Below are 12,289 nucleotides of genomic sequence, written 5' to 3'. Positions count from 1 at the left end.
TTTCCGTGCGAGTGCGCGCATGATGGGATAGGTTGGCCATTGTCGGTTCAAACCGGTTAGACTGTCATGCATGTCTGAACAACAAGAACAACAAGCCGCGAAGATCGCCGACCCGCAAGGACAGGACACACATCCGCTGGTCGAGCTGACCCATGTCGAGAAACATTTCGGTCATTTGCACGTGCTCAAGGACATCAATCTCGCCGTCAACAAGGGGGAGGTGCTGGTCGTCGTCGGCCCGTCAGGCTCGGGCAAATCCACGATGTGCCGCACCATCAACCGTCTCGAGACCATCGATTCGGGCGATATCCGCATCGACGGCAAACCGTTGCCACAAGAGGGCAAGGAGCTCGCTGCGCTTCGCGCCGAAGTCGGCATGGTGTTCCAATCCTTCAACCTGTTCGCCAATAAAACGATTCTTGAGAATGTGACTCTCGCACCGATCAAAGTGCGCCATATGCCCAAGGATGAGGCGGAGAATCTGGCCATGGATCTGCTTGCGCGTGTCGGCGTGGATTCACAGGCGGAGAAGATGCCGGCGCAGCTGTCCGGCGGCCAGCAGCAGCGTGTTGCCATCGCCCGCGCTCTCGCGATGAAACCGAAAGTCATGCTCTTCGATGAGCCGACATCGGCGCTCGACCCGGAGATGGTCAACGAGGTGCTTGATGTGATGACCGAACTCGCCCACGAGGGCATGACCATGATCTGCGTGACCCACGAGATGGGATTCGCACGTAACGTAGCTGACCGCGTCGTGTTCATGGCGGACGGCAAGATCCTCGAATCGGGTACGCCGGACGAATTCTTCGAACACCCCAAGACTGACCGTGCCAAGGACTTCCTGTCGAAGATCCTCACCCACTGACCGTCAGCATCGTCCATTGGTGCCTCCCGCGTCTCAGACGAAGGTCGAATCGGCACCTGGGTTTGATCAGAAAAGAGCGTTATGAACAAGAGATTGAGCAGTACTGCTGGGCGTCTCATACGCACTGCTTGCGCGGCGGTGTGCGCGCTTGCGTGCGTATTGTCCGTCAGCGCCTGCGGGGCTGACGACGAAGCGGGCAAGATCCGCATCGGCATAAAATTCGACCAGCCTGGTTTGGGCTTCAAGAAGTCCGGCACGTATGTCGGCTTCGATGTCGATGTCGCCAAATACATCGCCAAGAGTTTGGGATATTCCGAAGACCAGATCATCTGGAAGGAAGCCCCGTCCAAACAGCGTGAAGCGATGCTGCAGAATGGCGATGTCGACATGATTCTCGCCACGTATTCCATCACCGATGACCGCAAGCGTGTGGTCTCCTTCGCCGGCCCGTATTTCGTCGCCGGGCAGGATCTGATGGTGCGCAAAGGCGAAACGGGCATCAACGGTCCGCAGGATCTCAACGGCAAGCGGTTGTGCTCGGTGACCGGCTCGACATCCGCGGTCACGGTCAAGGAGCAGTTCGCCAGCAAGGTGCAGCTCATGGAGCAGCCCGGGTACGCCGAATGCGCGACCGCGTTGCTGTCCGGTATCGTCGATGCGGTCACCACCGATGACATCATTTTGGCGGGTCTGGCTTCGGCTTCTCGCGGTAGGCTGCGGGTTGTGGGCAAGCCTTTCACGGTTGAGCGTTATGGCGTTGGCATTAAGAAGGGCGATACGAAACTCGCGTCGCAAATCAACAATGCCATCACGGAAATGATCCAGGACGGTTCCTGGAAGCGCGCGATCGACGACAATACGAAGGGCGTCGCGTACACACCGAATGCGAAATACAATCCGCCGACGCCAACGGAAGGGGAGAAGAAATGAACGCTTTCGCTCAGCTGTTCAGCCAATATGACATTCCGGGGGCTTTCCTGGTGAACATCGAGCTGACCCTGTGGTCGGCGTTGTTCTCCACGATTCTCGGTGTGATGTTGCTGCTCATGCGGATTTCACCGATTTCATCGTTGCGCCGAATCGCCAGAGGATATGTGGAGTTGTTCAAGAACATGCCATTGACCATCATTATGGTGTTCATGGTGCTTGGTGTGTATGCCCAGCTCAAGCTCAGCTTCTCCACGACCTTCGCAACGAACTTCTTCTGGCTCGCCATCACCGGTCTGTCCCTGTATACAGCGGCATTCGTGTGCGAGTCATTGCGTTCGGGCATCAACACCGTGCCGATCGGGCAAGCCGAAGCCGCGCGCGCGTTGGGTTTGAACTTCTGGCAGGCCGCCACGCAGGTCATCCTGCCGCAGGCCATTCGCGGATCGGTTGCGCCACTGGGCAACACGTTCATCGCGCTGCTGAAGAACTCCACCGTCGCTGCGGCGGCATCGGTGGCGACCGAAACGTCGACCATGATGAGCGAAATGATCGAATATCATGCGGATCTGATCGTGCCGATCTTCCTGACCTTTGCATTCGGCTATGTGATCCTGATTATTCCGTTCGGCGCGCTGACCACGTATCTGTCCAACAAGCTTGCGGTGCGGAGGTGACCGTCATGGCGAACGCAACAACCAATAACGACACTGACACTTCGGTACTGTTCGACGCGCCCGGCCCGCGAGGCCGCCAACGCATCCGCATCGCCAACGTGGTGGCGATCGTCATCTTCGCCATTATCCTCGTTCTCATCTTCATGCGGCTGCACAACCCGCCCGAGGGTGAAAACCAGCTCGCATGGGATTTGTGGAAACCTGCGTTGGACGCAGAAGCCTGGACCGACTTCTATCTGCCGGGTTTGTGGATGACCGTTAAGGCGGCGTTCGTTGCGGTGATCGGTTCCGTGGCATTCGGCATCCTCTTCGGTGTCGGGCGTTTGCTGCCGGCGGCACCCGTGCGTTGGGTCTCCGCGGTGATTGTCGAATTCTGCCGCGCTGTGCCGGTGCTCATGATGATGATCTTCTTCTGGCGTCTGTTCGCCTTCATGGGAATGGAGGATCCGGCGTACTGGTCTGTCGTTCTCGGCCTGGTACTGTACAACGGTTCCGTGGTCGCCGAACTTGTGCGCTCCGGCGTCGGCAACCTGCCGAATGGGCAGCATGAGGCGGCGCTTGCCCTCGGTCTGACCCGCACGCAGTCCCTGATGCAAGTGGAAGTCCCGCAAGCCATTTACGCGATGTTGCCTGCGGCGGTCACTCAGCTGGTCGTCGTCCTGAAGGACACCGCGCTCGGCTCGATTATCATGTACACGGATTTGCTTCAGGAATCCCGTCGTCTCGGTTCTATGTACTTCAATATCCTGCAGACGCTTGTGGTCGCCGCGGTCATCTACTTCGTGCTGTGCTGGCTGTTGTCCCGACTCGCCGAATGGCTGCCGTCGCGTATGCAGCGCCATACCGCGGCGCCTGCCGAGCCGGAAGTGGTCGCCCCGATTGCCATCATGGACCCGTCCAATGTCAATCAGATCGCGGTGGCGAAGGAATCGGGCGAGCTGCCGCGAGGAGGCGCGCCGCGGACCTATCATGAGCATCACCGCGGATCGAATGCGTCCATCCATGAATGGCAGAAGACTCGATACATGCAGGGGTATGACGAGAAGCACCCGGATGTTGCCCGGCAACGTCATCGTCTCGATGTCCCGTTGCCGGGTGTCCCTGGCGCGCGTAAGAACCGTGACGAAGACGAGAGCCACGATGATGAGCGTCCGGACGGGCAGGAGCGCAAAGCCTGACGTTCGGCACGCAGACTTGCAGATGTGACGACACACGAACATCGGCCCGGTTGACGCGGGGAGTATCCCGCCACCGGGCCGATGCCGTCCGGCTGCCGTCCAGTTGTCGCGCATCGCCCCAAGACTGGTGCCCCCCCGCGGTTTTCCCGGCCATGAACACCGGTCATAACCAACGCGTATACGTCGAGCGTCCGGACGGGCGTTTTCCTCCACATTTCGGCGCTATGCTCGCAACCAAATCGTCCCGGATCCGGGCGCAGATATGGAGGCGAGGATTCAATGGCGGATTTCACGACAGCAATCGGTGATGTGGAACTCAACGACTGGCATGGCAGCAAGCTGCTCGCCCAACCCGTGTTGGACGCGTTGACACGGTTCACTTTGGAAGGCATCATCAATCCCGCCCAGATTCTCGGCGTCAGCGAGAATCTCGACGAGGAATCGGACACGGATATCTTCTGCCCGCGGCATGGTCTCGATCTCGCACAGGCGGGCAATGTCGTCATCGTCCACACTCACAAGACGCGCAAAGCACCCCCGCAATTCGCCGCGGCACTGGTCAATGGCGACGCCCGGGTGAATCTCAACGGTCTGGTCAAACACACACTGCAAGTCAGCAAAGTCTCATTCGCTCCGGTCGCCGATGCCACAGCCGCGACCGGCATGGAATCCGGAGGCATGTCGCCGATCGGTTTGTCGCCGGCATGACCCGTGTTGGTCGATGCGCGCATCTTGGAAACGTCTACACTGTTCATAGGAAGTGGCATTCGGCCTTCGAAGCTCGTCGTCAATGGCGCACTGTTCGCATATCTTCCCGGTGTGCGCGTCATCGAAGGGCTCGGCAAGCCGCGCGGATAAGCGCAGACGCTCATCCCATGCCGGCTTCCGCACACACCAGGAGGCAAATATGACCGACATGACGCCGCATGCGGATGAGCATAAGAAAAGCGACCATAACGACAAGAAGAAGGCTGACACGAAGCAGGTCGGCAAAGCGTTGCGTAAAGCGGAGCATCATATCGAAATTCTCGACAAACGGCATGACGACGATATCGAGCATCGTTTGGAGCGTGCCGACGCATCATCCAAGCTGCTGAGCTCAGTGTGGGACGAGCCGCCTGCTGAACTTCTGCGATTCCGCCTAGGGGACCGGCTGACGGATGTCGATGGCGGTTCCACCCCGGGATTTCCCGGTAACAAGGCGCAAGGTGAGCGCTTCATCGCCATCAGCTCCAGCGAGGTTGCGCGCTATCAGCAACTGCTGTATGCGAACGGGACGAAGGGCTCGCCCAGACGCATGCTCATCGTGCTGCAAGGCATGGATGCGTCTGGTAAAGGCGGCATCGTACGGCATGTGTTCAGTCAAACCGACCCGATGGGTATCCACTATCATGGTTTCGGCGCCCCGACGAAAGAAGAGCTGGCGCATGACTATCTGTGGCGGGTCCGCCGCGAACTGCCGAAACCCGGCTGGATTTCGCTGTTCGACCGGTCCCATTACGAAGATATCGTCATGCCGCATATCTACGGCACGTTCCCTGAGGATGTGTGGCGCGCTCGGTACGACCAGGTCAACGAGTTCGAGCATGAGCTTGTGGACAGTGGCTGCACGGTCATCAAGATTTTCCTCGTGGTCACCAAGGACAAGCAGAAAGAGCACTTCCTTACGCGTCTGAGCGACCCGACCAAGCACTGGAAGTTCGATGTGAGCGACTTGGATGCCCGCGCCCGGTGGGATGATTACATGGCCGCATGGCAGGAGGTGTTCGAGAAGACCAGCACCCCTGAGGCGCCGTGGTATCTGGTCCCTGCGGACAATCGTTGGTATTCCAGGGCTGTCGTCAGCGAGCTGCTGCGCACATCGCTGCGCGACATGGGTTTGAGCTGGCCGCCGCTGAACTGCGACGCGGACGCAATGCGCCGCCGTCTCGACGAGGAGTAGTGGCCGGGGAACGGCTCGGTGCTCGGGTAACTCCGTCGTCATGCGATGCCCTGGTCGCATGACGGGCCGATGCCTTCAGTTTGGTTGCTGAAGCTCCCAGATTCTTGGCGCTGTGCAACTGTCTGGCCTCATGACGGCTCAGTACCGGCTGTCCCGCCTCCGTTTCCGTCTCAACTGGCTCGTCCTGCGACTCACCTGTTGCATAGCAACCAGATATCATTCCATCGATCCGTCAATGTCTGCGATATCTGGCCAGCGTGCGACTACCTGGTAGCACGGCTGGTGAGTACTATCATCCCAATCGCAGAATAAGCTCGTATCCGTTTATCATGCGATGATTCCGTCGCATGACGCCAAGATACTGAGGACATATGGCACCTGCACGCCGAGCTTCCGCTGGCCCCGTCGCTCGCAAGGCACGGTACGCGTTAGACTCGGGAGTATGACGCAGGACGAGCAACAGCTGGAAGCCGACGGAACGGACAGATACGGATCGCTTGGGGCGCTTGCCCCGCATGACGGCGAACGCCGCAATCTTGACGCCGACGCGATTTTTGACCGCTTCTTCGGCTGGGTGGAGGACACCAGGGGCATCACTCCGTGGCCGCATCAGGAAGAGGCCATCATGGATCTGCTTTCGGGCGATCACGTGATTCTCAACACTCCGACCGGCTCCGGCAAGTCGCTGGTGGCGCTCGGCATGCACTTCGCCGCGTTATGCACTGGGCGCCGTTCCTACTACACCGCGCCGATCAAGGCGCTGGTGTCCGAGAAGTTCTTCGACCTGGTCAACGTGTTTGGCCGTGACAATGTCGGCATGATCACCGGGGACACCCACATTAACGCCGACGCGCCGATTATCTGCTGCACGGCGGAAATCCTCGCGAACCAGGCGCTCAGGGAAGGCGACCAGGCGGATATTGGCTGTGTGGCGATGGACGAATTCCACTATTACGGCGATGCTGAGCGTGGATGGGCGTGGCAGGTTCCGCTGATCACACTGCCGAACACGCAATTCCTGCTTATGAGCGCAACGCTCGGCAACGTCGATGCGATTGCCGATCGGCTTGAAGACGCCACCGACACGGATGTCGACATCATCGCCGACGCCCCGCGTCCGGTCCCGTTGACCTACGAATACACCGACAAGCCGCTGCCGGCGACTATCGAGCTGCTGGTTGGCAAAGGCGACACCCCGATTTACATCGTCCACTTCTCGCAGGATGCCGCACTGACTACCGCCCAGGCGCTCGCCAACAGTAATGTCTCCACCAAGGAGCAGCGTCAGGCCATCGTCGAGGCGATGAAGGGCACGAAGTTCACCACCGCTTTCGGCAAGATCCTGCAGCGCTTGCTGCGCACCGGTGTCGGCGTGCATCATGCTGGCATGCTCCCGCGCTATCGCCGTCTGGTCGAGCAGCTCGCCCAGCAGGGCCTGCTTCCCGTGATTTGCGGTACCGATACCTTGGGCGTCGGCATCAACGTGCCAATCCACTCTGTGGTACTCACCGCGTTGACGAAGTTCGACGGAGTCAAGACCCGCCGCCTGCGTGCCCGTGAATTCCACCAGATTGCCGGTCGTGCCGGCCGCATGGGCTTCGACACGGAAGGTCTGGTGGTCGCCGAGGCTCCGGAATATGAGATCGAGAACGCGCACCAGCTGGCCAAAGCCGGCAACGACCCGAAGAAACTCAAGAAAGTCAAACGCAAGAAGCCGCCGGAGGGGTTCGTCACCTGGAATGAGCATACCTTCGACAAACTGATCGAAGCGGCCCCGGAAACCATGGTCCCGCATCTGAAAATCACGCATTCGATGGTGCTCAACGAGGTCGCCCAAGGTGGGGATGCCCGCGCCCGTGTCGACAAGCTCATCGACGACTCTGCACAGACCGATGAGCAGAAGGCACATCTGCATCAGTTGGCGGACGATATTTTCCGCACGATGCTTGACGAGCATTTCATCGAGGCCATCGCGCGTGATGACGACACCACGGATTACGTGCTTGACGTTGACATGCCTGACGATTTCGCGCTCGACCAGCCGCTGTCCCCGTTCCTTGTCGCAGCGCTCGACCTGCTCGACCCGGATTCGCCCACCTACGCGCTCGACGTCATTTCCATGGTCGAGGCGACCCTTGACGACCCGATGCCGGTGCTCAAAGCCCAGCAACGGCAAGCTCGAGACAAGGCGATGGAAGACATGAAAGCCGACGGCGTCGACTATGACGAGCGTATGGAACGCCTTCAGGAGATCACGTATCCTAAGCCGCTTGAAGAACTGCTGGACCAGGCGTTCGACACGTATCGCCAGTCGGTGCCGTGGGCCAGCGATTACATGCTTAGCCCCAAATCGGTGTTGCGTGACATGGTCGAAACCGCTTCTGATTTCAACGGATATATCGCCCGATACAACATCGCCCGCTGTGAGGGCACGCTGTTGCGTTACCTGTCGGACGCCTACCGTTCGCTCGCACGCACAGTTCCGCAGGACATGCTTGACGACCAGTTGCGTGACGTCATCTCTTGGTTGCGGCTTGTCGTCCGATCTGTTGATTCCAGTCTCGTGGACGAATGGGAGCACGCCGGAACGGATGCCGAATCAGCGCTTGGCGCGACCGCGCCCACAAGCCGTGACGCTGTGGTCGCCGACCGTCGTGGGCTCACTGTGCTTATCCGTAACGCGATGTTCCGCCGCATCCAGCTCATGGATCTCGACCGTCCTGAGGATCTCGGCGACCTCGACCATGATTGGGGCTACGGCGTGCACGAATGGGAGGATGCACTCGAAGACTACTACGACGAGCACGAGTATGTCGGTATCGACGCGGCCGCACGCTCGCCTGAACTGTTCATCATCGATGACGCGAACGAACGTAAGGAGCATACGTGGCGTGTCCGGCAGATCATCGACGATTCCGACGGCGACCATGACTGGGCTATCGGCGGCACGGTCGATCTTGATGCCACACAGGAAACCGGTGAAACCGTGTTTGTCGACTATCATGTCGGCCCGATCGGCGCCGACGGCCAGATAGAGGACTGACCGCGCATCACCGATGTCGAACGTCTGTTCGAATTGGAGTAGGGTGGAAGCATGACCGATGATTTGTTCGCCGCTGCGGCTGCGCCTGATGATGTGCTACGCCCGCTCGCCGTGCGCATGCGTCCCGAAACCCTCGATGAGGTGGTGGGCCAGCAGCATGTGCTGGGGGATGGCTCGCCGCTGCGTCGGCTTGCCGACCCGCAATCGCAAGGCTCATTGACCGCCCCGAGCTCGATCATCCTGTTTGGCCCCCCGGGAGTGGGCAAAACCACGCTCGCCTACATCGTCGCCAAACAATCCGGGCGTGCCTTTGAGGAGCTTTCCGCCGTGACATCGGGCGTCAAGGATGTGCGTGCGGTCCTTGAACGTGCCCACGAACGGCTGGTCACCTCACACAAGGAAACCGTCCTGTTCATCGACGAGGTCCACCGTTTCTCGAAATCCCAGCAGGACGCCCTCCTGCCCAGCGTCGAGAACCGTGATGTCACTTTCATCGGTGCCACGACGGAAAATCCGAGCTTCTCGGTCATCAAACCGTTGCTCAGCCGCTCAGTCGTCGTCAAACTCGAATCGCTCGACGACGCCGACCTCGGTACGCTCATCGACCGTGCCATCGCCAGTCCACGCGGGTTGGAAGGCACCGTCACCATCGACGATGACGCCCGCGACGAGATCATCCGCATGGGCGGGGGAGACGGGCGCAAAACCCTGACCATCCTCGAAGCGGCAGCAGGGGCGGTCACCGGCGGCAAGCACGCGAACGATACAGGCAAGCCTCCGGTAATCACCCCGGACATCGTGGGCAGTGTCATGGACGTGGCCACCGTGCGTTATGACAAGCATGGCGACGACCACTATGATGTCATCTCCGCATTCATCAAATCCATGCGCGGCTCCGACCCGGACGCGGCCATCCACTACCTCGCCCAAATGCTCAGGGCCGGGGAAGACCCGCGATTCATCGCCCGACGCATCATGATTGCCGCCGCTGAAGAAGTCGGCATGGCCGCCCCGCAAATCCTCCAGGTCACGGTCGCCGCCGCCCAAGCGGTCGCCATGATCGGCATGCCGGAAGCGCGCATCATCCTCGCCGAAGCGACCATCGCCGTGGCTACCGCCCCGAAATCCAATGCCAGCTATACGGCAATCAACGAGGCGCTCGCCGACATTGACGCCGGTCATATCGGCCAGGTTCCGCTGTATTTGCGTAACGCCCCGACCAAGCTCATGAAAAGCTGGGGCAATCATGAGGGATACAAGTACGCCCATGATTACCCGGGTGCGGTAGCACCACAGCAATACATGCCCGACGAACTGGTCGGGCGCGAATATTACCGTCCCAACGATCGTGGCTATGAGCGTCAGGTGAAGGAGAGCATGGCCCGTATCAAGCCGATTCTGCATGGAACCGGAACTACCGGAACCGGTGTCCAACCGGCATCATCGGAACCTGGACATGCTGCGCAATCCAAGCCGCCGGCATCACCGGGGCGGAATGCTCAGCCACAAGCCGGATCCGGGGCATCGCATACGTCGTCGGATGCAACGCCTCAGACCGATTGACGGATTGACTGTTTTTCGATTTGTTTACCTGACGTGTATCGCGGAGCGTTTACTCGCGCACCAGCATAATCTTCTTCACGTCGTCCCGGCGTGATTCGCGATACAGCACGAACCGGTTGCCGATCACCTGCACGACGTCAGCTCCGAGCTGTTGGGCGAGCTGGTCGGCAGCTTCACGTGCGGTCATACCGGAACCATCCTGAACAACGCATTTGATGAGCTCATGCTTGTCGATGGTCTCGTCAGCCTGCTTGACAGCCGCATCGGTCACATCGTTCTTGCCGATCCACAGCAACGGGTTGAGCTGGTTGGCCATCGCCCTCAGCTGCTTGGTTTGTTTCTTGGTCAGTGCCATGACTTCCTCCGTATTGGTCGCGGGCCTCGATATATCTCCCGCATGGTGCGAACCAACCTTACCGCATGCCGCGGTCCGTGTCGGGAAGGTGATGTCGGGCGATGCATCCGGATTGCGATTGCCGAACGTACCAGTGCGGCTACGCATGTCTGAACGACTTCCGGCTCCTGTCACATGCAGGAAACATGCCGGACATATCCGGTGAAATGTTCGGTTCGATAATGCGCGTATTGCCCCCCCGCATACCGCAGTGTGTGTGCGGACCGTTGAAAGAAGGTTTGTATGAAGCAGCTCACCGTTGGCCCCGTGATCCACAAGTTCCCCACGGTCGCGGAATTTGCGAAGGAATTCAATCTCGGGTCTGACGACCTGCTGGTCACCATGGACGTGATGCATGATACGTTCTTCGCCGGCATCACCAATGGCGCCCATGTAATCACTGTCGATAAGTACGGTAGCCAGGAACCGACCGATGAGATGATTGATGCGCTGATCGCCGACGCCTCCAAGTTCAAGTATTCCCGCATCATCGCCGTCGGCGGCGGTGCCGTCATGGATATGTCGAAGATCGTCGCTGTCGCCGGCGGTGATGGTATCGATGACGTCATCGACCATCTGGCGGACCACCACCGCAAGGTGCGTTTGGTGCTCGTGCCGACCACTTGCGGTACAGGCAGCGAAGTCACGGAAATCGCCGCGGTGAACCGCACGCGTCTGGGCTGCAAGGCTGGTATCGCCGGGCCGGAGATGTTCGCCGATGATGCCGTACTGATTCCGGAACTGCTCACCGGCCTGCCTGATCACGTGTTTGCGACGAGCTCCATGGATGCGCTTGTGCATTCCGTTGAATCCGCGTTGTCGCCGAACGCCACCCCATACACGAAGATATTCAGCTACAAGGCGATCGAGATGATTGTCGGCGGATACCAGAAAGTGACCGAGGCCGGCGAGGCGGGATCGGCTGAACGCCGAGCGAAACGCAACGAGTTGATGGATGACTTCCTCATCGCTTCCGATTTCGCCGGCATCGCCTTCGACACCGCCGGATGCGCGGCCGTGCACGCCTTGAGCTATCAGCTTGGCGGCAAATACCATGTGCCGCACGGTGAATCGAACTATGCGATGTTCACTGGGGTGCTGCGCAACTACATGGAGATCAAGTCGGATGGTGAGATCGCCACGCTTAACGCTTTCCTCGCGAACATCCTCGGCTGCGATACCGATGTGGTCTATGACCGTCTTGAAGAGCTGATCAACAAGCTCCTGCCGAAGAAGGCGCTGCATGAGTATGGTGTGACCCGCGAGGATCTACCTGAATTCGCCGAACGTGTGATGACCACCCAGGAGCGGCTGATGCGCAACAACTTTGTTCCACTCGATTACGACCGTGTGCTCAAGATTTTCACCGAGTTGTACTGATCGGCGATGTGCAGTGCAGTGACGTAGCATCATTGCCGGTGTCACCCCGCCAACAGGGCGGACACGACGCCGAAGCGTGGTGCGTAGGAACGCCACTGTGTTGCGCGTGTGGCTGTGGCGTTGTAACGGGACAGTATCTGGTGTCGATGAGACTGAGAGCGCTCATCGGCACCAGATATGGGTATACGTGACGGGGATGCGTTTCAGACTGGGTTGCGGATAACAAATATGGATCGCAGGCACCCGACATGCCGTGGTGTGTTGGTGTTGGTGTTGGTTGTGTTGTGTTGGTGTGTGTTGGGTGTTGTTGGGTGTGTTTT

General features: G+C 59.4%; 10 protein-coding genes. 9 read left to right on the top strand and 1 reads right to left on the bottom strand.

The features are described 5' to 3' along the window. Positions 1-70 precede the first annotated feature (70 nt). The 8 genes from BBOU_RS05955 to BBOU_RS05920 all read left to right on the top strand — a co-directional run bounded on the left by BBOU_RS05955 (position 71) and on the right by BBOU_RS05920 (position 10,195). The gene (locus BBOU_RS05955) at positions 71-865 is read left to right on the top strand and encodes an amino acid ABC transporter ATP-binding protein (protein ID WP_026502168.1); all 795 of its coding nucleotides are present in this window, start codon (positions 71-73) and stop codon (positions 863-865) included. 81 nt (positions 866-946) lie between these two features. Beyond that, positions 947-1,795, top strand: a complete 849-nt coding sequence (locus BBOU_RS05950; RefSeq protein WP_026502167.1) for a glutamate ABC transporter substrate-binding protein — start codon at positions 947-949, stop codon at positions 1,793-1,795. Then, positions 1,792-2,469, top strand: a complete 678-nt coding sequence (locus BBOU_RS05945) for an amino acid ABC transporter permease (protein ID WP_026502166.1) — start codon at positions 1,792-1,794, stop codon at positions 2,467-2,469. The genes BBOU_RS05950 and BBOU_RS05945 overlap by 4 nt, the downstream gene beginning before the upstream one ends. Positions 2,470-2,474: 5 nt before the next feature. Then, positions 2,475-3,647, top strand: a complete 1,173-nt coding sequence (locus tag BBOU_RS05940; RefSeq protein WP_026502165.1) for an amino acid ABC transporter permease — start codon at positions 2,475-2,477, stop codon at positions 3,645-3,647. A 279-nt stretch (positions 3,648-3,926) separates the two neighbouring features. After that, positions 3,927-4,355, top strand: coding sequence for a YbaK/EbsC family protein (locus tag BBOU_RS05935; protein ID WP_238552098.1), 429 nt, complete (start codon positions 3,927-3,929; stop codon positions 4,353-4,355). Positions 4,356-4,554: 199 nt separating this feature from the next. After that, positions 4,555-5,589 (top strand): PPK2 family polyphosphate kinase, encoded by a 1,035-nt coding sequence (locus tag BBOU_RS05930; RefSeq protein WP_026502164.1) that lies wholly within the window; start codon positions 4,555-4,557, stop codon positions 5,587-5,589. 442 nt (positions 5,590-6,031) lie between these two features. Continuing rightward, positions 6,032-8,632 (top strand): DEAD/DEAH box helicase, encoded by a 2,601-nt coding sequence (locus tag BBOU_RS05925; RefSeq protein ID WP_033490309.1) that lies wholly within the window; start codon positions 6,032-6,034, stop codon positions 8,630-8,632. Positions 8,633-8,683: 51 nt separating this feature from the next. After that, positions 8,684-10,195 (top strand): replication-associated recombination protein A, encoded by a 1,512-nt coding sequence (locus BBOU_RS05920; protein ID WP_026502163.1) that lies wholly within the window; start codon positions 8,684-8,686, stop codon positions 10,193-10,195. A gap of 49 nt (positions 10,196-10,244) precedes the next feature. Here the strand turns inward: BBOU_RS05920 and BBOU_RS05915 are convergent, their stop codons facing one another. Continuing rightward, positions 10,245-10,550 carry a YhbY family RNA-binding protein gene (locus tag BBOU_RS05915; protein ID WP_026502162.1) on the bottom strand — a complete coding sequence of 102 codons (306 nt, stop codon included), beginning with the start codon at positions 10,548-10,550 and terminating at the stop codon, positions 10,245-10,247. 282 nt (positions 10,551-10,832) lie between these two features. Between BBOU_RS05915 and BBOU_RS05910 the strand changes: the two genes are divergently transcribed. Then, entirely contained in the window at positions 10,833-11,969 is a 1,137-nt protein-coding gene (locus tag BBOU_RS05910) for a 4-hydroxybutyrate dehydrogenase (RefSeq protein WP_026502161.1), read from the top strand. The last annotated feature ends 320 nt before the right edge of the window (positions 11,970-12,289 follow it).

The organism is Bifidobacterium boum (assembly GCF_000741535.1).
GTDB classification, from domain to species: Bacteria; Actinomycetota; Actinomycetes; order Actinomycetales; family Bifidobacteriaceae; genus Bifidobacterium; species Bifidobacterium boum.
This window is presented reverse-complemented; position numbering and strand designations above follow the sequence as displayed.

Bases quoted from the DNA above. Each gene is read 5' to 3' on its own strand.
- BBOU_RS05915 (WP_026502162.1), bottom strand. From the start codon at position 10,550: ATGGCACTGACCAAGAAACAAACCAAGCAGCTGAGGGCGATGGCCAAC.
- BBOU_RS05950 (WP_026502167.1), top strand. From the start codon at position 947: ATGAACAAGAGATTGAGCAGTACTGCTGGGCGTCTCATACGCACTGCT.
- BBOU_RS05935 (WP_238552098.1), top strand. From the start codon at position 3,927: ATGGCGGATTTCACGACAGCAATCGGTGATGTGGAACTCAACGACTGG.
- BBOU_RS05930 (WP_026502164.1), top strand. From the start codon at position 4,555: ATGACCGACATGACGCCGCATGCGGATGAGCATAAGAAAAGCGACCAT.
- BBOU_RS05940 (WP_026502165.1), top strand. From the start codon at position 2,475: ATGGCGAACGCAACAACCAATAACGACACTGACACTTCGGTACTGTTC.
- BBOU_RS05925 (WP_033490309.1), top strand. From the start codon at position 6,032: ATGACGCAGGACGAGCAACAGCTGGAAGCCGACGGAACGGACAGATAC.
- BBOU_RS05945 (WP_026502166.1), top strand. From the start codon at position 1,792: ATGAACGCTTTCGCTCAGCTGTTCAGCCAATATGACATTCCGGGGGCT.
- BBOU_RS05910 (WP_026502161.1), top strand. From the start codon at position 10,833: ATGAAGCAGCTCACCGTTGGCCCCGTGATCCACAAGTTCCCCACGGTC.
- BBOU_RS05920 (WP_026502163.1), top strand. From the start codon at position 8,684: ATGACCGATGATTTGTTCGCCGCTGCGGCTGCGCCTGATGATGTGCTA.
- BBOU_RS05955 (WP_026502168.1), top strand. From the start codon at position 71: ATGTCTGAACAACAAGAACAACAAGCCGCGAAGATCGCCGACCCGCAA.